Annotated in this window: 15 protein-coding genes; 4 read left to right on the plus strand and 11 right to left on the minus strand. The window is 53.6% G+C overall.

What is annotated here, in order from left to right:
- Window positions 1–347: 347 nt before the first annotated feature.
- The 3 genes from LQZ21_RS13150 to LQZ21_RS13160 all read left to right on the plus strand — a co-directional run bounded on the left by LQZ21_RS13150 (window position 348) and on the right by LQZ21_RS13160 (window position 4,777).
- Window positions 348–2,141, plus strand: a complete 1,794-nt coding sequence (locus LQZ21_RS13150) for a glycoside hydrolase family 2 protein (RefSeq protein WP_411044978.1) — start codon at window positions 348–350, stop codon at window positions 2,139–2,141.
- A 9-nt stretch (window positions 2,142–2,150) separates the two neighbouring features.
- Window positions 2,151–3,086 (plus strand): ArsR/SmtB family transcription factor, encoded by a 936-nt coding sequence (locus LQZ21_RS13155; RefSeq protein WP_411044979.1) that lies wholly within the window; start codon window positions 2,151–2,153, stop codon window positions 3,084–3,086.
- Between the two features lie 140 nt (window positions 3,087–3,226).
- Window positions 3,227–4,777, plus strand: coding sequence for a RecQ family ATP-dependent DNA helicase (locus LQZ21_RS13160; protein ID WP_411044980.1), 1,551 nt, complete (start codon window positions 3,227–3,229; stop codon window positions 4,775–4,777).
- Between the two features lie 8 nt (window positions 4,778–4,785).
- Here the strand turns inward: LQZ21_RS13160 and LQZ21_RS13165 are convergent, their stop codons facing one another.
- The 8 genes from LQZ21_RS13165 to LQZ21_RS13200 form a co-directional block, all read right to left on the minus strand.
- Window positions 4,786–5,010: a hypothetical protein gene (locus tag LQZ21_RS13165; RefSeq protein ID WP_411044981.1), complete on the minus strand. Its 225-nt coding sequence runs from the start codon at window positions 5,008–5,010 to the stop codon at window positions 4,786–4,788.
- 97 nt (window positions 5,011–5,107) lie between these two features.
- A complete protein-coding gene (locus LQZ21_RS13170) occupies window positions 5,108–6,031 on the minus strand; it encodes an HAD family hydrolase (protein ID WP_411044982.1) in 924 nt (307 codons plus the stop codon).
- Complete coding sequence (locus tag LQZ21_RS13175) at window positions 6,024–7,448, minus strand: glycosyltransferase family protein (protein WP_411044983.1); 1,425 nt, start codon at window positions 7,446–7,448, stop codon at window positions 6,024–6,026. The genes LQZ21_RS13170 and LQZ21_RS13175 overlap by 8 nt, the downstream gene beginning before the upstream one ends.
- A gap of 64 nt (window positions 7,449–7,512) precedes the next feature.
- Window positions 7,513–8,412 (minus strand): serine O-acetyltransferase EpsC, encoded by a 900-nt coding sequence (gene epsC / locus LQZ21_RS13180; RefSeq protein ID WP_411044984.1) that lies wholly within the window; start codon window positions 8,410–8,412, stop codon window positions 7,513–7,515.
- A 69-nt stretch (window positions 8,413–8,481) separates the two neighbouring features.
- Window positions 8,482–9,387: a patatin-like phospholipase family protein gene (locus LQZ21_RS13185; protein ID WP_411044985.1), complete on the minus strand. Its 906-nt coding sequence runs from the start codon at window positions 9,385–9,387 to the stop codon at window positions 8,482–8,484.
- A gap of 5 nt (window positions 9,388–9,392) precedes the next feature.
- Window positions 9,393–13,940, minus strand: a complete 4,548-nt coding sequence (locus tag LQZ21_RS13190) for an acyl-CoA dehydratase activase (RefSeq protein ID WP_411044986.1) — start codon at window positions 13,938–13,940, stop codon at window positions 9,393–9,395.
- A gap of 314 nt (window positions 13,941–14,254) precedes the next feature.
- Complete coding sequence (locus LQZ21_RS13195; RefSeq protein ID WP_411044987.1) at window positions 14,255–14,794, minus strand: NADH peroxidase; 540 nt, start codon at window positions 14,792–14,794, stop codon at window positions 14,255–14,257.
- Between the two features lie 47 nt (window positions 14,795–14,841).
- The gene (locus LQZ21_RS13200; protein ID WP_411044988.1) at window positions 14,842–15,309 is read right to left on the minus strand and encodes a Fur family transcriptional regulator; all 468 of its coding nucleotides are present in this window, start codon (window positions 15,307–15,309) and stop codon (window positions 14,842–14,844) included.
- A 339-nt stretch (window positions 15,310–15,648) separates the two neighbouring features.
- On the opposite strand from LQZ21_RS13200, the gene LQZ21_RS13205 reads away from it, so the two are divergent.
- Entirely contained in the window at window positions 15,649–16,668 is a 1,020-nt protein-coding gene (locus LQZ21_RS13205) for a PDDEXK nuclease domain-containing protein (RefSeq protein ID WP_411044989.1), read from the plus strand.
- 128 nt (window positions 16,669–16,796) lie between these two features.
- Here the strand turns inward: LQZ21_RS13205 and mglC are convergent, their stop codons facing one another.
- The 3 genes from mglC to LQZ21_RS13220 all read right to left on the minus strand — a co-directional run bounded on the left by mglC (window position 16,797) and on the right by LQZ21_RS13220 (window position 20,551).
- The gene (gene mglC / locus LQZ21_RS13210; RefSeq protein WP_411044990.1) at window positions 16,797–17,837 is read right to left on the minus strand and encodes a galactose/methyl galactoside ABC transporter permease MglC; all 1,041 of its coding nucleotides are present in this window, start codon (window positions 17,835–17,837) and stop codon (window positions 16,797–16,799) included.
- A gap of 10 nt (window positions 17,838–17,847) precedes the next feature.
- Window positions 17,848–19,362 (minus strand): sugar ABC transporter ATP-binding protein, encoded by a 1,515-nt coding sequence (locus LQZ21_RS13215; RefSeq protein WP_411044991.1) that lies wholly within the window; start codon window positions 19,360–19,362, stop codon window positions 17,848–17,850.
- A gap of 199 nt (window positions 19,363–19,561) precedes the next feature.
- On the minus strand, window positions 19,562–20,551 hold the full coding sequence (locus tag LQZ21_RS13220; protein ID WP_411044992.1) for a galactose ABC transporter substrate-binding protein: 990 nt from the start codon (window positions 20,549–20,551) through the stop codon (window positions 19,562–19,564).

Consider the following 20,551-nt stretch of genomic DNA (forward strand, 5'->3'; position numbering starts at 1 on the left):
GTTGGTGGGAGTAAGCGCGGGGGGGGGGGGGGGGGGGGGGGGGGGGGGGGGGGGGATAAAATGCCGTTATTCCCCGGGCATAAACCGCGGCTTACCGTCAGCGGTCCCCAAACAGAGGAGATGAGAACGAGTAATAGAAAAAGGTTAAATTTCATTGTATATATATCCATTTTACTACAAATATTATGTATGATTATTTCCTTTCTTTAGTAGATTACCATGAAATAGCGGGGTTGTCAACAAATTTTTTATCTTTTTCTTGACATAATTACAAATAGTCTGTATGATACAAACATATATACAATATTTATGTATAAAATGTGAGCCTAGCATGAAGGGGTAAGTGTATGAAAAGCTGTCGGGACGGTTATCCCCGTCCGCAATTTGTCAGGGAGCCGGACTCCTGGAGCGGCCTGAACGGTTCCTGGGACTTTGCCTTTGATGACCGGAAGGAAGGGATAGGAGAGGAATGGTTCCGCTCTTTTCCCCCGGCCCGCGAGATTATCGTCCCCTTTACCTATGAAACCCCTAAAAGCGGCATCGGAGATCCGGCCATGCACGAGGTGGTCTGGTATCACCGGAAGGTCCTGATCGAAAAAAATAAACATCCCGAAAAACGGATCATCCTCCATTTTGAAGGGAGTGATTACCACACGGAACTCTGGGTCAACGGTATTTTTGCCGGGGTCCATGACGGGGCCTATACCCGGTTTTCTTTTGACCTTACCCCGTTTGTCAGGGACGGACAAAACGATATTACCCTGCGGGTGGAGGATTCTTTTGACACAACCCAGCCCCGGGGCAAACAGCGCTGGAAGAGTGAAAATTTCGGCTGCTGGTATATTCAAACCACCGGAATATGGAAACCCGTCTGGCTGGAATATGTTCCCCTTGAACATATTGCTTCGGTTAAGATGACTCCGCTTTTTTCCGAGGGTAAGCTGAAGATAGAGACGGAAGTCCACGCCCCCGCTTCAGGATCAGACCTGCGTTTATTGGAAGCGGCCGTCAGTTTTCAGGGGACCCCCGTTACCAGCCTGGTTGTCCCGGTAACCAAGCGGCGCCTGGAAATGACGGCGGATCTGGTTAATACCGGCATCACCGAATGGGGTTTTTTCCGGTGGGAGCCGGAACATCCCCATCTCTACGACATCAGTTTCCGTCTGCTCAAGGACGGAACTACCCTGGATGAGGTCCAGTCCTATTTCGGTATGCGGGAGATCCGAATTGACGGTTCTACCATACTCCTCAACGGCGCCCCCCTGTACCAGCGGCTTATCCTGGATCAGGGCTACTGGAAGGAGAGCCACCTTACCCCGCCGGACGAAGCAGCCCTCATCACCGACATAGACCAGGTTTTGGCCGCGGGATACAACGGGGTGCGGAAACATCAGAAAATTGAGGACGAGCGATTCCTCTACTGGGCGGATGTGAAGGGCCTCTTGGTTTGGAGTGAAATGGCCGCTGCCTACGAATACGATGATGGGGCGGTAAGCAATTTTACCCGGGAATGGATGGAAATTATCCGGCAAAACTACAACCATCCCTCGATCATCACCTGGGTCCCCTTTAACGAATCCTGGGGAATTCCGGCAATAAAGACCAATACCACCCAGCAGCATTTTACCGAAGCCATTTATCACCTGACCAAGTCCTATGATCCCTATCGTCCGGTGATCACCAATGACGGGTGGGAGCATACGATTTCGGATATCATCACCCTCCACGATTATGAGGAAAAGGGGGAGGATTTCTTTGAACGGTACTCTGATTTGGATGCTATCCTGGAAAACCTTATATACCACAACCAAGTTAAAACGGCCTTTGCCCAGGGCTATGGGTATCGGGGGCAGCCGGTTATTATCAGCGAATTTGGGGGCATTGCCTTTAACAACGATGCGGGCTGGGGTTATGGAAACCGGGTAAATACCGGGGAGGAATTTATTAAACGTTTCGACGCCATTACCACGGCCATCAAAAAGATTGACCGGATATGCGGATATTGTTATACTCAGATCACCGATGTCCAGCAGGAGATAAACGGTCTTATGGATATGGATAGGAATTTCAAAGTGGATCCTACTATTCTTAAGGAGATAAACCAACGGTCCGTTAGTACCTGGTACCGGACGGGCCGATAATGGCGGGGCATGAAAAACCGCATCAACCTGGATCTGTATCAGCCTGAAAAATCAGCAATGGTTTTGCGGGCCCTCGCCTCACCGGTACGGCTTAGGATGCTGTACGCCATAGCGGAAAGATCCGGGCTGAATATCAGTGAACTCGCCGAGCTATTCAAACTTCCCCTCTCGTCGGCGGCCCTCCATGTCCGGGTACTGGAAAAGGCGGGGTTGATTTTTACCCAGGAAAAACCGGGGGTGCGGGGGGCTCAAAAAATATGCGCCATTTTAGCGGAAGACGTGTACCTCAACCTGTTTCACCGGAAAAAAAGTGATAAACCCACCAGGGAGGTGAGTTATAATATGCCCCTGGGAAATTATTTTGACTGTTCAGTAACCAAACCCTGCGGGATCGCGGGGAGACGGGCTTTTATCGGGATTGAGGACGCGGAAAACGCCTTTTACAGTCCGAACCGTATCCATGCCCAGCTGCTCTGGTTTACCACGGGGTTTTTGGAATACCGGTTTTCCAATCATTCTATACGATCCGAAAAGATCCTGGAGCTGTCCTTTTCATTTGAAGCCTGTTCCGAAGCCCCGGGTTACGATAACGACTGGCCCAGCGATATTACGGTCTGGATAAATCACCACGAGGCATTCACCTTTCGCAGCGCCGGAGATTATGGCGGCAAGCGGGGCATATACACCCCCGATTGGTGGCCGGACGCTTCCACCCAGTACGGAGAACTCCACCGTCTGGAAATCTCCGCCCAGGGTTGTTTCGGTGACGGCAGGAAGTCATCGGATTTAACCCTGGAGGATCTGGGTATCTTAAAAAACGAATATATCTCATTCAAGATCGGGGTAAAAGAAGACAGCGAATATCCCGGCGGCTTGAACCTTTTTGGGGAACACTTCGGTAATTACCGCCAAAACATCGTGTTGGCCGTAAAATTAGAACGGTAAACAGGATTTAACCACAAGTATCAATAACCCCGCCGCAAGTGGTTGGGATATATACCCTTCACAACGAATCATGGCCCTGATTTTTAACGGCGGCCTAAAGCAAAACCGCGGTTCCGCGCCATATATAAGGGGAGGTATCTATGGGCGATGATCCACTGGGGAACGCGGTAAAGCGGCTTTTTAACCTCTCCTACCTTTTTCCCTATCAACGGCTGGTGATCACCAATATCCTGGAAGCAGCGGAAGCGGCGGGGATGAATGTCCGTTGGCCGGAAACTCCGATGGGGGAGGAATTCGGGGAGAGCGAAACAAGATCCATTCGTGGGGAGGAGGGGGACGAAGGTCCCGAAGAGGAGGATAGGGGAAGCCTGGGGAGACAGATCGTGATCCTTCCCACCGGCGCGGGAAAATCCCTCTGTTTTCAGCTGCCGGCCATGTTGCTGGAGGGTCCCACCCTGGTGATTTATCCCATTCTGTCCCTGATGGCGGACCAGGAACGGCGGTTAAAAGAGCGGGGCTTTGAGCCGGTACTGCTCCGGGGGGGCCAGAGTGCCGGGGAACGGCAGGAAATCTGGGATAAACTTGGTTCCGGTAAGGGCCGGTTTATCATCGCCAACCCGGAGGTATTGCTGAGTCCCCCGGTAATGGGAAAACTCAAGGAGCTGAGGATCATCCATGTGGTGATCGATGAAGCCCACTGTGTCAGTGAATGGGGGGAGAGCTTCAGGCCCAGCTATCTGCGGATTGGGGAAATCATCGAAGCCGTCAGGGGGCCGGAGGACGCCCTGCCCCTGGTTACGGCCTTTACCGCTACCGCCTCCGCTCCGGTGCTGGAAAAGATAGGGGCCTATGTTTTCGCAGGAGCCGGGGCGCACCGGATCGTCGGAAACCCGGACCGGAGTAATATACGGTATGCCGCCCAAGGTTGTATGCTCCGGAACCCCACGGTACGGGACCTGATCAGAAAAAACGAACGGCCCGCCATTGTTTTTTGTTCCTCCCGGCCGGGCACGCAAAACCTGGCCCGATACCTGCGGAACGAATTAGGGGACCGGGATATCCGGTTTTACCATGCGGGCTTAAGCCGGGAAGAAAAAACCGAAACCGAGGCGTGGTTTTTTAAAAGCCCCCGGGGGGTATTAGTTTCAACCTGCGCCTACGGTATGGGGGTGGATAAGGCCGCTATACGAACCGTGATACACCGGGACTGCCCCCCCTCGGTGGAGGCCTATCTCCAGGAATCGGGCCGGGCCGGCCGGGATGGGCTCCTGTCCCAGGCGATCCTGCTCTGGGGGCCCGATGACGAATCGGCCCTGAGACGGGCTAAAACCCCGGCGGACCGGGCCCGGCTTTTGGACCTTATGGCCTATGCCAAAAACACCGGCTCCTGCCGGAGGCAAGCCCTCCTGGGCCTGCTCAATTATGAAGGCGGGGGGGAAAGCCCGGAATCGGCCTGCTGCGATGTCTGCGAAGGCCGGGCCCGGGGGGACCTGCGGGAAGAAGCGGCCCTTTTGGACTTTTTCCGCAAAAACTCCCGGCGGTACAACTCTGCCGAAGCCGCCGAGGCACTCTCCCGAACGGCCTTATCCTGGTCCGATGAGGAGGCCAAGCAGGCGATTAAGATACTCCTTCGGGAACAAAAAATCAAAAGGATAAAAAATTTTTTGTGGAAAGATAAATTGGCCCCCTGAAAAAGGGGCTACTCCTCAAGACCCAGCTCATCCGCATCATCGTTTCCTTTCTCCGGCGGCGGTTCCGCCGGGGGAAGGGTCTGGCGGTTCTTTTTAGGAAGGGCCGGGAGTTTTACCCTGGTTTTGTTATCCAGCCGGGCGGCGGCGTTAACCAGAAAACAATAAAATACCAGCGCCACCGTAACCACGATAACCTGCCACGAAGTGATTACCTTAAAAATCAGATCCCTCATCTCTTGAGAAAACAATCTTTTCACCCCACTGGTTTCATCTTCATTTAATATTCGGCACGGAAAAATAATTTTTTAGCCGGAACCTCAAAAAACAGTATCAACCGGGTTCTGAAACCTCCTCACCGAACATGGCGGGAAGGTCGGACAAAAAACGGAAGATACCATCGGGCAGGATCTTTTCCGTCAGGGGGTTTCCCTCCCGAAGCCGTAGGGATCGGCCGTCTCCGGCAAACAGGGCGGTTCTAAAGCCCACGGAAGCGGCGCCATAGATGTCCTTGAGCATATCATTCCCCACAAAAAGAACGGTATCCGGTACAAGGCCCCGGGAGCCGAGCCGGTCCGCCGCTTTTTTAAAAAGGGCCGGTGAAGGTTTTGCCTCTCCCGCTTCAAAGGAATAGATGAGGAGCCGGGGATCAAAACCCAGCGCTTCCGGGGATCTATCAAAAAAAGCCTCAAATAAAAGGGAGGTAAAAAATTGGGCATTGGATATGATCCCCAAAATCATCGGGAACTTTTTGAGTTTTTCAAAGAGCTCCGGAATACCGGACTTTGGAAAAACCGGGTTCACCGCCAATTCATACCGGAGGGCGAATTCTTCCGGATCAATGCCGCTGATACCATACCGGGCTAAGGCCCCCCGAAACAGGGACGCCCAAATCTCCTCGACCTGTATCTCCGGGTAGGGGGTCCGGGAATACAGCCGCTCATGGACCCGGCGGACCTCGTCATAGAAATATTTTTTAAGTTCTTCCCCGGTACACCCCGGAATATACTCCCGGGCCAGGGCGTCAAGGCCTCCCCGTTCATCGCCCTCCCCGGAACCTATATCCCCGGCGGCGGAGGTAAAAAGGGTCCCATAGATGTCGAAAAGGACCGCCCGGATCCCCCGGAGGGGGCTTTTGGCGCCGGGATATACCAGGGCTTCCAGGGCCGGACCAAGCTCCGGGGGCTTTGACGGAAACAAGGGGGGCGAGGCGTCCCGAATCAGGGAGATAAAATGGTTCCGTTGGGCCTCATTCATTCCCTACCTCAACTAGGGATAAGCGCAAAGGATCCAGGTACAGTTCCAGAAGCATGGTTTTTGAAATTTTATGCATGACCGGAGTGGTATACACCGCCTGATATACATCCCGAATTTTTTTACGGATCCGTTCCCGGCCGTAGACTTCGGATATGACCTCCCGGTTCCGGGCGATAAGGTCTTCGTCAGGCCGCCATTCCGCAAGTCCCGTAAGGAAGGGATTAACCTCCGCAATATCCCGGAACACCGCTTCATTGGAAACCATGGTACGGATGATATATTCCTGGGACTCCTCATCCATACGGCCGAAATCAAGTTCCTCCCGGGAAAAAAGTTCATTGTTCAACATATTGATAATATAATGGGGCGGTTCAAGGCCAAAGGCATCATAAACCCCGGCTATGGTATGATCCATTTTTTTACGGAGCATGGTCTGGGAAATATAAACCATGGGAATATTGATAGACGGATAGAGGGAATCGAACCGTATCCCGGCTTCCTCAAAATCTTTGCAAACGTAATCGATCCGCCTGCCTATCACCGCCCGACCGGCGAGCCAGGGCTCAAGAAAAGAAAACCCGAATCCCTCCTTGACGGAGGTGGTAATAGCGCAATAGGCGCTGCCGATAATACGGGAAAAGGCATCGGTGGAACCTATTTCAAATTCCACGGGCAGCTTGAGTTCCTTCGCAAGCTCGACCCAGAACCGGTATACCCGGTTGTCTTTTTCGGAATTGGGGGGAAGGGTAATGGCAATGGTTTTTCCTTTGGGAATAAAGAGGGACAAAAACAGGGCTTCCCCCAGATTTTTTCGCTTGATGGCCCGAACCGGATAGAGATAACGCTTCCGCTCCAGCCCCGGGGCGGCATTCAGGGGAAACACCTCGTTGGGTAACAAATGGAGCCCCGGGGTTTTGAGTCCTGCCCGGTGAAGAAAAGAATAATCCCGGCTGTTGATCACCGCATAATGGCAGTTTTCCGGGTATTCATCATGGGCCATATATACATCTGGCCGAAAATCTTCGGCCAGATCGTGGGTTTGTAATAAAAAGCGAAGTCCCCGGCTTGTTAAAATATTCAGGGCGGGCACCAGGGCGGCGTTTTTCTGGATCAGGGGATTATGGACATGGATGATATCCGCGGGAACCCCCCAATGGGTTTCCATGGCCCGCAGGAGGGCATCCGCCAGATTCCGGGCCGCTTCCCCCAAATCCCGCGCCGGAGCTTCCGGCGTACCGGGACGGTCATACTGAAGGGCCTTGACACATACCCCGGAAAAGGGAGCGTCCGCCGGGGGCTCATCGCCGGTAATAATCAAGACCTCATCCCCTCCTTCCAAAAGGGCCTGTGCCTGATTATACATCACCGAAGTTACGCCTCCCCGGTGCAAGTGATAATGTACCAATGCGATCTTCACCCCATCCCCCTTCAGGTCATATTGTACCCCAAGAAATAAGGAGGAACAATGGGGATAGACCGGTCTAGCGCGTTTTTACCACTTGATCGGTTTTAGTATAAACCATGGTGTAGGGGGGTACCGATTCGGTAAGCCAGACATTGCCCCCTATGGTACAGCCCCGGCCGATGACGGTTTGCCCTCCCAAAATGGTAGCCCCGGAATAGATGGTTACATCGTCTTCTATGGTGGGATGCCGTTTTTTATCGGCCTCTTCCTTTTTTACCGAAAGGGCCCCCAGGGTTACCCCCTGATAGAGTTTGACATTTTTTCCAATTACCGTGGTTTCCCCGATGACCACCCCGGTACCGTGGTCGATGAAAAAAGATTCCCCAATTTGAGCTCCCGGATGGATATCAATGCCGGTACTGCCATGGACCAGTTCACTCATGATCCGGGGGATCAGGGGTACCTCCCGGACCCAAAAAAAGTGGGCCAGCCGGTGAACCGTAATGGCCTCGAATCCCGGGTAGGACACGATAACCTCTTCGGTACTTTTTGCCGCGGGATCCCCCTTAAAGGCGGCCTTCATGTCCAAGGCCAGGGCGTACCGGATCTGGGGAAGTTCGTCAAAAAAATCATTGACGATAAGTTCCGCCGCCGCATGGCAGCCTTCGCTCCCACAGGCATTTTTTTCGCCCTCGGAACTATCGGGCTTCCGGTAGGAAAAAACCAGGCTTTTTTCCACCTCCCGGATCAGCTCCCGGGCAATGTGATAAACCCGCTCGGCGGTGATAAATTGCAGATTGTCATGATCCAGTCCCTCGTTTTCCCGAAACCCGGGGAAGATGAGTTCATCCAGGCCGTGGAGTATATCTTCAATACTATCCCGACTGGGAAGATTTGAACCGCCGGTTTGATTCACCAGGCCGTAACGGCCGTAGGAAGCGACCAAGGCCTCGATGTTTTTGTTCAACCTCTGCATAGACATCCTCCTAACAAACTTCCCCCGGCCTGCGGCCCGGAGGACCCTGTCGGACAATCCGACAACGTGCTAGTTCGCCTGAACGTCGTATTCCCGGTGCCGCCGCCGGATAAAAAACGCCTGGGGGCCGACGCCGAAAAAAGCCCGAATCGTCTTTTCCTGCTCCCGGACCAGACGCTCCCCAAATTGAATAATAGCGGCGGCCCGGGAAAAAGAAAAGGGAGTCGCCACACCGCCGGCATGGATGGTATAGGACGCCTTTTTTTCCCGCTGTTTAAGAATATGAAAGGTTACGTCAAAAACCCGAAAAAGGACCTCCATCCCGGTCCGCAGACTCTGGGCGGAACGGACTTTGAAATCCCCCACATCCACCGCCAGGATCCTGTTATACCCCGCTTCCCGGGCTATGTAAACCGGTAGATTGTTGGCCAAACCTCCGTCCACCAGCAGCCGGTCGCCCTCCCGGAGGGGCTCAAAAAAGATGGGAAAAGACATGGACGCCCGTATCGCCCGGGCGACGGAACCGGAAGAAAGCACCACTTCCCTACCCTCCGCGATGTCCACGGCGTTGCAGCGGAAGGGAATCCGGGTCTCCTCAAAGGTTTTTCCCCCGCAGAGGCTCTCCAGGAGTTCCAGGAGCCGCTGTCCCGAATCCATCCCGGGCCGGGTAGCGAGGTTCCCCAGGATTTGACCGGTCTGAACCACCTTGCCCAGGGGGCCGTCAAGCTTATAGGCAAAGCCGTCCAGATGTTTTCGCAGGTCGAATTCATTCAGGGCAAACCGGGTAAGGTCCGCACTCTCCATCCCGCAGGCATAGAGCCCGCCCACAATGGCCCCCATGGAAGTCCCCACCACCAAAGAGGGCGGGGGAAAGCCCAGGGCGGAAAAGGCGTTAAGAATACCGATATGGGCAAACCCCCGAGCCCCCCCTCCGGATAGGACCAGGGCCCATTTTAGGTTGGAATTGATCTTCATGTTGATTACTTACAGCCGTTACACCCCTCGCAGGAGTCTTCCCCGCCGACGGCAACCAGTTCCCGCTCTCTACCGCCTTGGTCCTCCTCGGAAAAACCGGTGGTGGTGTGGCTCCCCGGAACCGTTTCGTTTAACCGGGGGTTATGGCTGCCTGCCTGATCGATGAGCCCGGAAAGATCGGTATTGCCCTTAAACCGGAGGACATTAACCATAAAAATGTTGAGTTTGTTTACGATATTTGGGGGGAGAAGGTTCCCGTCCACCTCCACCGAGAGGGTCGGATAATTCCGTTCCCGGGCCCAGGGGGTAAAAAGCCCCTCGATAACCCGGCCGATAAGACAGGCAAAGGGAGAAATATTCACAATCCCCGAATAACCCTGTTCCATGGCGGTGGCGGCGGCCCCGCTGGATACGGCGATTTCCGAATTGAGTTCCAGGTTGACAAAGTGCTTCTGGGTGTTCTCCATGATCTCGTGCATGTCATGGGGAGTTTTGGGGATAAGCCCCGTGGGTTCCAGGATGGCGAGGACCTTCTTTTCTATCGAATGCTTCCACCACTCCTCTATTTCCAGCTTTTTGAGGTCCCGCCAGGGTTTAGAGAAGAGCCTGGTCCCCGGTTTCCTCAATTTGATGAGCTTCTTTAACGCATATTCCCGGACAAAGTCCAGGTAGTGGATCCACTCGGAGATCCCCGCGACTTTGACCACAATCCCCCGCTCGCTCATCAGATCCGTGAGTTCCCCTACGGCAAAATCGTCCCGGCGTACATAGATCTCCCCCACGATAAGGACCTTGGGACAATCCGTGAGCTGCCGTTTGAGGGGGATCTTCCTTACATCCTCCGCGACCTGCCGCAGTTCCCGCCAGATCCGCTGGGGCTCATGCTCCACCGCGTCCATAACCCTGCGCCAGGACCTTTCGTAGTCCGCTTGGGCCTGCTCCGGGTCCGCGGCCAGGGCCTTGAGGGAGGTCTGGATATCCTTGAGGTAGTCGGAAAGGACCAGGCCCTTCCACATTTCTTTAGCAAAATTCGGGCCCAATTCGGTGTAGGAATTATCCGCGGAGAGGATAAAAACCACCACGTTTTCCAGGCGCAGGTCCTTAAAGAGGTTCTCGTAATACACATAGTATTGACCGGTCCGGCAGGGCCCGGTGGTGATGGGCACAAAGAGGAGGTAAAGCTCGTCCTTGCGGTACTTTTCACTGTTAAAGAACTGGAGAACGCTCCCCAGGACCAGGTGGCTGGGGACACATTCCTTCCCCGATGCGTGGGCCCGGGCGATTTGTACGGTTTTGGCGGTGGCCACCGGCAGGGCTTCGGCGTTGATGCCCATGCTCCGCACCGCGGCGCCCATATATTCGGTGGAAATAGCCCCCATGTTGGAAAGGAGTACCTTGACCCGTTTGTTGCCCCGGATGGGCACCTTTTCCCCGGTCTTGTCGTTCTCTATCCTGAGGGCCTCCCCGCCGGCGGCGGACGGATCGTAGACAAAACGCCAGCCGTTGTCGTAGCGTTCCCCCTCAAGGCCGGTCTTCTTGGATCGGTAACCGTCGATGATGTCCAGGAAGGCTTCCACCCGGGTATCTATCCCGGCGTCCGCCGAATGGGAGTCCAGCTCCAGCACCAGGAAGGGCTTCTGCCCCATTACCCACTTGAGGTAATGGAGAATAAAAGAATCCGGGGCGCAGGAGAAGTTGGTGACATAGGTAACGTAGATATTGTCCTCGTTTTTGAGGAAATTCGCCGACTTTACATCCTGCTGGCCGTAATACCAGTACATATTGGGGAAGATCTTCTGATCCTCAAAGGGAAGAATATCAAAGGGGATGATAGAATACCCCCGGGTGGTGAATTTCCGGGGGATGCCCATATTGGCCTCCGGGGTAAAGGCATTGTAGGGCCGGCCCAGGACGGCTATCACCGGCCGGTTCGCTTTACGGGCGTCCTCCAAAGCCTCCTGCCCCAGCTTCTTTATCGCGGCAAAATACGCCTCTTGTTTGGCCAGGGCCTTGGTAAAGGCCGCTCTGGTCTCCGCCTCCCCAATACCCAGCCGCCGGGTCATCTCCATAAAGAGCTCCAGGGCCTTGCCCTCCCCAAACTTGAAGCTTACCACCAGGGGAAGGAAACGGTTTTTGTCCACATCGGGAAAGGCCTTCTCGATATAGTAGGGAAGGCTCTGGGTGATGGGACAGAAATTGGCATGGACCTCCTCCTCGTAACTGGGCATATCCCTGAAATGGGGAAGGAACACATAGTCCGCCCCCTTGTCCAGACAGTCCTGGACCGCGCCGTGGGCGATTTCAGCGGGGAAACAATAGGTGGACTCCGCCCGGGCAACCCCGTTGTGGGCCACCTCGGTGGAGAGGAAGGTCCGGATCCCCAGTTCGTGGAAGAACCAGCTATAGAGTGGATACAAGGTATGAACCGAAAAGGCCCGGGGGATACCGACCACGTAGTTCCGCTTATATGAAGGAGGAGGAGGAGTGAGGAGTGAGGAGTGAGGAGAATCGTCCGTTTCGGAGGCTCTTAACTCCTCCCTCCTCTCTCCTCCCTGCGGCGCGAGCGCCGTATCCGGAGCCGCATATTCTTCAAAGAGCATTTTTTGGCGCTTTTCCACATAGTCGAAGACCGGTACGTCCTTGACCGCCTTCCGCATGTTGGTGTACTTGTTGCACCGGCCCCCGAACATATATTTGTGGCCGTTGACATTAAGCACCTGGATGGGGCAGCGGTTATCGCAGGACTGGCAGGTAAAAACCCGTTCGTAACCGATTTCCCGGCCGATAAGGTCGTCAATATCCACTGTCTGCTCCACCAGAAGGCCCTCGGCGTTTTTGCGTTTTGCCAGGAGGGCCACCCCGAAACAGCCCATCAATTCCGGCGAGGGGGGAACCAGGATCTCCTTGTCCAGCATCATGGCAAAAGCCAGGGGGACCGCCGCGTTTTTAGCCACCCCTCCTTGGAGGAAGATCTTCCCCCCGATGGTACGATTTCCCACCACCCGGTTCAGGTAGTTGGCCACAATGGAACAGGCGATCCCCGCGGTGATGTTCTCCCGGGAGGCCCCCTGCTGAACCGCCTTGCGGATATCCGAATTGATAAAGGCGGAACAGTGCTCCCCGAATTTGCAGGGGGCGTCCGCCTTGAGGGCAATGGGACCGATGTCCTGGGCAGCATGGATGGAGAGATCCCCCGAGGCGGATTCCTCCAGAAAAGAGCCGGTTCCCGCGGAACAGGCCTCGTTCATGGCATAGTCGATGGGTACGGAATTTTTGAGGAGTACGTATTTGGCGTCCTGGCCCCCAATCTCGAAGATGGTCTCCACCTCCGGATCAAAGTAGGTGGTTCCTACGGCGTGGGCGATGATCTCGTTATAGACTCCGGGGGTTTCCAAAAATACCCCCAGGATCTCCCGGGAGGAACCGGTGGTGGATACCAGGCGGATATCGACCGTTTTATCCCCCGCGCCCGCAGCGGATAGATCGGCCCGTATCTTCTCCCGGATGATCCCCAGGCATTCCTTCAGGGCCTTTACCGGGTCCCCGTGGGTACGGCCGTAGTGGCTGGCCACGATCTCGTCGGTTTCCCTGTCCACGAGGCACGCCTTGGTGGTGGTAGAGCCCCCGTCCACCCCCAGGATATACTGCCGGTCCGGGCGGACTTTGCCGTCAGTTTTCTCGAAGGTCTTGACCTTACCCCACCAATCCGCCAGGGCCCCCAGGGAGCCGAAACGGATCATATTGGGTTTGAGGAGCTCCTCCACCCGAGGCAGGGAACTCCCCGATTCCGGGGCCAGCATCGCCGCCCCCAGGGCCTCAAAAACCGGGGCTGTTTCAGGGATAATAAATTCAATATGCGGGGCCTTTTCCCGGATAAAGCGGATGATATGACGGTTCAGGGTGATCCCACCGGTCAGGACCACCCGGCCGGAGCTGATCTTTGCCCGTTTGAGGAAGTCGATAACCTTAACGGCCATCACATCGGAAAGGGAGAGGACAATATCGTTTTTGGTCGCCTCCCGTTTATTCAGACGGTGGGTACAGTCGCTTTTCATAAACACCGAACACCGGGTGGAAAGGGGATACACCTTGGCATCGTCGGGAACCTTATCGATATCTTCCAGGGTCATATCCATCCGGGCTAACTGCTGTTTAAGGAATTCCCCGGTTCCGGAGGCGCACTTGTTCCCGGAAAAATTGTTGATGATCTTGCCGTTCCCGTCCAGGGAGTAGACCACCAGGTCCTCGCCCCCCATACTAACCACCGCATCGGCCTTTATCTGCAAAGTCCGGAGGGCCGCCTCCACACAAAGGGGCTCCAGGGTACCCGCGGTGTGGAACATGAACCGGCCTTCGTTCCCCGTCACCAGGGCCGGGATACCCGGGGTAATCCGGCCTTCGGTGAGAAGTTTCCGTACCGCCGCGGCAAAATCCCCTTCGTGGGGGATCGCGGCGCTCCACACTACCCGGCCGGTTTCGTCCTGCCCGCCGTCTGTTTCAACCAACACCATCTTTAAACTCGTGGACCCGATATTTATTCCTAATGACCGCATATTACCTCTCAAGAAGGGAAAATAGTAAGGAAACCCCTAAAAACTGAAGCTTTAGAGGCGCCCGTACCTGAGACTGTTTCAAATTTCGATGATCCCGCAGACCATAATATCGAAAGAGCAACCTTAAATTCAAAATAGTAAACCATAACCCTGAGGCTGCCTCAAAACTGAAGTTTTAAAACAACCTATCTTATCATACTTAATTTAAAAATAAAAATATAGGGCCAATCCCAAAACTTCATCGGTTTTGGGATTGGCTATGGAAAAACGACTTACCCCTTGGTCCCGGGGTTTTTCCCCGAAACCTGGGGGGATTAGAAGTACCGCTTCAACAGCCCCTTAAAACCGGCGCAATGGCGGGCCTCGTCCCGAGCCATTTCATGAACCGTGTCATGGATGGCATCATAGCCCCGTTCCTTCGCCCGTTTGGCCACATCCACCTTACCGGCGCAGGCGCCGTATTCCGCTTCGATCCTGAGTTCCAGGTTCTTTTTGGTACTGGTGGTAACCACCTCTCCCAGAAGTTCCGCGAATCTGGAGGCATGGTCCGCTTCCTCAAAGGCATACCGCTTGTAGGCTTCGGCGATTTCAGGATACCCTTCCCGTTCCGCCACCCGGCTCATGGCCAGGTACATTCCCACTTCGCTGCATTCTCCGTTAAAATTAGCCCGAAGGTCATCAATAATGTCCTGCTCCACTCCCTTGGCGACCCCAACCACATGCTCCGCAGCAAAGGTCGCACCTGCAACCTGTTCCTTGAACTTTGAGGCCGGAGCCTTGCAGGTAGGACAAGACTCGGGGGGTTGATCCCCGGTGTGAACATAACCACATACCGAACAAACCCATTTCTTCATTTTGCACTCTCCATTGAAAAAAATTACGACGGCATAAGCCGTAGTTTTCATATTAAAATTTGGAACAGATCCCCGGCATTTTCAAGGGAATACCGTCCCGCACAGGAACCACAGAGGCCGTAAAAAACAGTCCAGCGGAAATCCACACGAAAAAAGTCCCGGCCTTCCCCGCCGTTCCGGGAGGACAAAAATCTTTGATCCAGGAGGGCTTTGAAGGTTTCGGGATCCGGGCAGGGAAGATCCGCCACCCGGCCGCAGCGGCGGCACACCAAATGGGGATGGGGCTTTACCTCCCCGTCAAACCGTTCCTCCCCGTTAACAACACCAAGGGAAACCACTAAACCTTCCTGCTGGAAGAAGGTGATATTCCGGTATACCGTACCCAGGGAAAGGTCGGGAATCACCGGTTTAAGCTGCTCATACACCCACTGGGCCCCGGGGTGGGTCGTGGTGGACCGGATCGCCTCTAAAATGGCGTCCCGTTTTTTGCTGTGTTTCCGTTCTACTGTGTTCATATTTTAATAATAATAACTATTATTAAAATTGTCAAGAGGAATTTTAAAAAATTTGAAAAAAAGTGCCGCCTTCAAAATTCGGTTGGTTTTGAAGCTGGTCCAAGAAAATGGAGTCCGAAAGCCGTATAGTCTATCTTTTCAGACACTATTATGCGCCTATTCAACAAATTTTCGCTGCGTGATATTCTACAATAGATTGGGTTAGGGGGGATAACCGGCCTTTTCCCGGTTATTTTCATACAGGGAGGTGAGGATTTCAATGGGGCAGCTACGAAATACCCTGCTCGACAACATATTTTGCCCTTTTTCTCAAGTACAGAAACCTACCGGAGTCCCCCCATGCCCCTAAGCCATAGCCAGCTATCCTTCATCAGCGAAATCAAGGAAAAGATCCGCCTTGCCCAGTATGAGGCGCTCAAAGCCGTCAATACACAGCTCATCCAGCTTTATTGGGAGATAGGCAGGGGTATTTCCGAAAAGCAGGGCGAAAGCTGGGGAAAATCCATCGTTCCGGTACTTTCCGGAGAGTTGCAGAAAGAATTCCCCGGAATCAGCGGCTTTTCGGAGCGTAATTTATGGCTTATGACCCAGTTTTACAATGAATACCATGATGTTGAATTTCTGCAACCACTGGTTGCAGAAATTAGCTGGGCAAAGCATATTGCCATTTTAAACAAATGCAAGGATAATCAGGAGCGGTGGTTTTATATTTTGATGACAAAAAAATTCGGCTGGTCAAAAAATGTCCTGATCCATCAAATAGAAAACAGGACCTATGAAAAATACCTTTTGGGACAGACAAATTTTGACGAAACCCTGCCGGATACCATCAAAAAACAGGCGGTTCTGGCGGTAAAAGATGAATACACCTTTGATTTTATGGACCTGGCGGATGAACATTCCGAGCGGCAGCTTGAATCGGCATTGGTGAACAATGTGCGGGCCTTCCTGCTTGAAATGGGGCCTCAGTTTACTTTTATCGGGAACCAATTCAAATTACAGGTTGACGATAAAGAGTATTTCATAGACCTTCTGCTTTATCACCGGGAATTGCAATGCCTGGTGGCGGTTGAACTGAAAATCGGCGAGTTTCAGCCGGAATACAAGGGTAAGATGGAATTTTATCTTTCTCTTTTGAATGATAAAATAAAACTTTCACACGAAAATGACGCCATTGGCATTATCATTTGCAAAGAGAAAAACCGAACGATTGTTGAATATTCCCTGAAAACAAGCTTGATGCCCATAGGCGTGTCAACCTATGCTACGAGCGCGAAACTGCCCAAGGATTATAAACATCTCCTCCCCGACAGTAAAACCATCAGCAAAAAAATCGACCGGCTTTTTGAAGAAACTTGACAACGGTTATGACAAGAATGGCGCAGAGTGACCATGTTGATGATGTATGGGAAAACCAGCCGGATAAACCGGCTGGAAGCATAAGTATTAAAAAAGTATCTTTTTTAAAACACCTCCGGTCCGCTGGGCTAACGTTTTTTGAGGTATTTCCGTATATCCAGGGCAACCGCCGCGACGATGATCGCGCCTTTTACAATCTGCTGCCAGTAGGGGGACATATTGATAAAGGTAAGGCCGTAGTTTATCACGCTGAATATCAGCACCCCAATGACGATCCCCGGCACGGTACCGACCCCGCCGAGGTTAGAAACCCCGCCGACTACGCAGGCGGCGATGGCGTCAAGCTCGTAGCCGTTCCCGTAGTTGTTCGTGGCCCCCCCGGTACGGGCGGCTTCCAGGGCGCCCCCCAGGCCGTAGAGTATTCCCGCGATGGTGTAAACAATGACCAGGGTCCGTCCCACATTAACCCCGGATACCCGGGCCGCTTCGGCATTACCGCCGATGGCGTAGATATTTTTTCCATAGGTGGTCTTGTTAAAAAGTATATAGGTGATCACCGTGATCACCGCCGCGATGATCACAATGTAGGGTATGGAATAGACCCCGTCAAAACCGATATACCCGGTACCCAGGGCGGCAAAGCGCCGGTCCAGGCCCCCGATGGGCTGAGCGCCGTAGGGGGGTCGGTCAAAGTAGAGGGAAGTAGCCCCGTAAACCGCAACCATGGTACCCAGGGTACCAATAAAAGCGGGTACTTGCAGTTTGGAAATAAAAATACCGTTGAGAAACCCAAACAGTCCGCAGGCCGCCATGGCGATAAGGATGGGCACGATGAGGGGCAGGATCGGCAAATCCGGGTACATACGCCGGGCATAGTCCGCGGTTTGCAGGAGGGACGCCGAAAGTACCGCCGCAAGCCCCACCATACGGCCCGCCGCAAGATCAACGCCGCCGGTAATAAGGATAGCCCCCATGCCCATGGCAAAGATGATCCGGGTCGCCGACATGGACAAAATGTTCCTGAAGTTATTGAGCGAAAGGAACGACGGTTCCCGAATCGCTATCATTAAAACAAGCACTACAAACACAATATAAATGGCATACTGCAGCGCAAAGTCCTTTATCGGTTGTTTTGCGGTGAGCGTCTTTCCGGCTTCTTTATCAGCCATGGTGTTCCTCCTACATGTATTTCGCCGCGAGGCGCATTATCTCTTCCTGGGTAGCGGTTTTACCGTCCAGAAAACCGGTTACTTTCCCCTCGCACATGACCATGATCCGGTCGGAAAGCCCCAAAAGCTCCGGCATTTCCGAGGAGATCATGATGATGCTCTTACCCTGTTTAGCCAGATCAATGATGATACTGTAAATTTCATACTTTGCCCCCACGTCGATACCCCTGGTAGGCTCATCCAGGATCATGATCTCCGGTTCCGTCATAAGCCAGCGGGCGACCAGCACCTTCTGCTGGTTCCCACCGGAAAGGTCGCGGATATAGGTCTTTTTACTGGGGGTTTTCACGTTCAGGGCCTTTATCATCCGGTCCACGTCCTCTTCGCCCTTTTTCTCGCTGATAAGGCCCCCGGGACCAACATACTGACGGAGGTTTGCCAGGATCATGTTGTCCTTAACGGAACGCATCGGAATGATCCCCGAAGTCCGGCGTTCTTCCGTTACCAGGGCAAGCTTTTTGGCCTTAGCCTGGGAGGGGTTTTTCACCACCACTTCTTTACCGTTGATGAAGATCTGCCCCATCAGCACCGGCCGCAATCCGAAAATCGATTCCACCAGTTCCGTCCGCTGGGCCCCTACGAGGCCCCCTATACCCAGGATCTCCCCCCGACCCAGGGTAAAACTCACGTTGGTAAAGGAGCGGCTCTGGGCGGAGGTAAGGGACTTCACTTCCATGACGGTTTCACCCACCCTATTGTCCTTGGGGGGAAAACGGTGGGTCAGATCCCGGCCGACCATGTATTTGATGATCTGTTCGGTGGTCAAGTCTTGGGAGTTATAGGTCCCCACATGCTTACCGTCCCGCATGATGGTAACCTCATCGGATATGGCAAGAATCTCCTCGATTTTGTGAGAAATATATATAATGGCTACCCCCTCACCGCGGAGGCGCCTGATAATTTCAAATAACTGGGTGACCTCGTGTTCGGTAAGAGAGGAGGTCGGTTCATCCATAATGATTACCTTGGCCTTGTTGGATACGGCCTTGGCAATCTCCAGGGACTGAATCTTTGAGGCCGAAAGGGAACGGACCCACACTTTCGGGTCAATATCCAGGTTAAGGGTCTTAAAAAGCTCCACCGTATCATGGTACATCTTTTTATGATCTACCAATTTAAAGGGGCCCACACCATAGGTCGGATACCGGCCAAGCCAGAGGTTTTCCATGGCAGGCCGCAGGGGAATGGGTAAAAGTTCCTGATGGATCATGGAGATCCCCGCATCCAGGGCCTGACGGGGGTTATCAAAACGAACGGAGTTTCCGTCCAGAAGGATCTCCCCGAAATCGGGATCGTAGATGCCGAAAAGGCACTTCATCAAAGTGGATTTACCCGCCCCGTTTTCTCCCATAAGGGCATGAACGGAACCGGGTTTGACCTTGAAGGATACCTTATCCAGGGCGTGAACCCCGGGAAAGGATTTATCCAGATCCTTTACCTCAAGTATGTAATTACCATTAGACATAAATCCGCCTTTAAAACGGCAACCGCCCGTAAAACAGCGGATACCACCATAAAAAGGGTAAACTAAGCCCGCGGTTACAACACAAACCCCCAAAGAATTAGGGGTATGCGGTTTTCTCCCCGGGCACGGGGAACCGTTCAAACAGAAGTTTCGAACGGTTCCCCTGGTAAATAAAAGTAATACCTTTTATTTGCGGAGTTTACTGAAAGTTTTTGTAGTTATCCCGGGTAACTTTCTGATAGGGGACCCACACGTATTTTCCATCGGTGATCTTCCAGCCCGCACCGGCGGGATCCGCCTTGGTTGCCAGGGCATAGGACAGATCGAAGGTCGCTTTCCCCTGGTTCTGGGCGTCGTTCAACACCGTACCGAGGAGGGTGCCTTCGGAAAGAGCCTGAAGCGCCGGAGCGGTGGCATCAACCCCGACGACGGGCAGGTACTTGCCGCCGGTAAAGAAGCCGGCTTTCCGCAGGGATTCGATAGCCCCCAGGGCCATATCGTCGTTATTACAGAATACCACCTCAATCTGATCCCCAAACCGGGCCCAGAAGGCGTCCATTTTTTCCACTGCCCGGGGGCGGTCCCACATGGCGGTATCTTCGGCCAGAAGCTGAACCTTGATTCCCGCGGCGGTAACCGCTTTGATGGAGTATTCGGTTCTGAGTTCCGCGTCCTGGTGGCCGGGCTCGCCTTTGAGCATGATGTACTGGATGACGCCGTCACCGTTCTTATCGGCGCCGGGATTGGCCTTCCAGTATTCGACGACGATTTCGCCCTGCATGGTACCGGATTCTTCGGCCTTCGCCCCTACATAGTAGACCCTGTCCCATTTTTTCATATCATCCGCAAAGGGTTCCCGGTTGAAGAATACCACCGGTACATTTCCGGCTTTGGCCTTGTCAATGATGGCGCCCGCGGCGGTCCGGTCCACGGGGTTGATGGCGATGGCGTTTAATTTTTTGGTGATGAACTGATCTACCTGATCGTTTTGTGTAGGCTGGGCATTCTGGGAATCTACCGTAGTAACCACTGCCTTGCCTTGAGCATTTTGTTCAATAGCATTCCGGGTATAGGACATGAAGGTGTCATCAAATTTATAGATGGCTACCCCAATCTGGGGAGTTCCCCCCCCCCCCCCCCCCCCCCCCCCCCCCCCGCACACAAAAAAACAAACTTTTAAAAAAAACAA

Source organism: Treponema sp. TIM-1, assembly GCF_046533115.1.
Classification (GTDB): Bacteria; Spirochaetota; Spirochaetia; order Treponematales; family Breznakiellaceae; genus JAIRMO01.

What these genes read in the sequence shown, in the direction of transcription:
- LQZ21_RS13150 (WP_411044978.1), top strand. Translation starts at nt 348, where the DNA reads ATGAAAAGCTGTCGGGACGGTTATCCCCGTCCGCAATTTGTCAGGGAG.
- LQZ21_RS13155 (WP_411044979.1), top strand. Translation starts at nt 2,151, where the DNA reads ATGAAAAACCGCATCAACCTGGATCTGTATCAGCCTGAAAAATCAGCA.
- LQZ21_RS13160 (WP_411044980.1), top strand. Translation starts at nt 3,227, where the DNA reads ATGGGCGATGATCCACTGGGGAACGCGGTAAAGCGGCTTTTTAACCTC.
- LQZ21_RS13165 (WP_411044981.1), bottom strand. Translation starts at nt 5,010, where the DNA reads ATGAGGGATCTGATTTTTAAGGTAATCACTTCGTGGCAGGTTATCGTG.
- LQZ21_RS13170 (WP_411044982.1), bottom strand. Translation starts at nt 6,031, where the DNA reads ATGAATGAGGCCCAACGGAACCATTTTATCTCCCTGATTCGGGACGCC.
- epsC (WP_411044984.1), bottom strand. Translation starts at nt 8,412, where the DNA reads ATGCAGAGGTTGAACAAAAACATCGAGGCCTTGGTCGCTTCCTACGGC.
- LQZ21_RS13185 (WP_411044985.1), bottom strand. Translation starts at nt 9,387, where the DNA reads ATGAAGATCAATTCCAACCTAAAATGGGCCCTGGTCCTATCCGGAGGG.
- LQZ21_RS13190 (WP_411044986.1), bottom strand. Translation starts at nt 13,940, where the DNA reads ATGCGGTCATTAGGAATAAATATCGGGTCCACGAGTTTAAAGATGGTG.
- LQZ21_RS13195 (WP_411044987.1), bottom strand. Translation starts at nt 14,794, where the DNA reads ATGAAGAAATGGGTTTGTTCGGTATGTGGTTATGTTCACACCGGGGAT.
- LQZ21_RS13200 (WP_411044988.1), bottom strand. Translation starts at nt 15,309, where the DNA reads ATGAACACAGTAGAACGGAAACACAGCAAAAAACGGGACGCCATTTTA.
- LQZ21_RS13205 (WP_411044989.1), top strand. Translation starts at nt 15,649, where the DNA reads ATGCCCCTAAGCCATAGCCAGCTATCCTTCATCAGCGAAATCAAGGAA.
- mglC (WP_411044990.1), bottom strand. Translation starts at nt 17,837, where the DNA reads ATGGCTGATAAAGAAGCCGGAAAGACGCTCACCGCAAAACAACCGATA.
- LQZ21_RS13215 (WP_411044991.1), bottom strand. Translation starts at nt 19,362, where the DNA reads ATGTCTAATGGTAATTACATACTTGAGGTAAAGGATCTGGATAAATCC.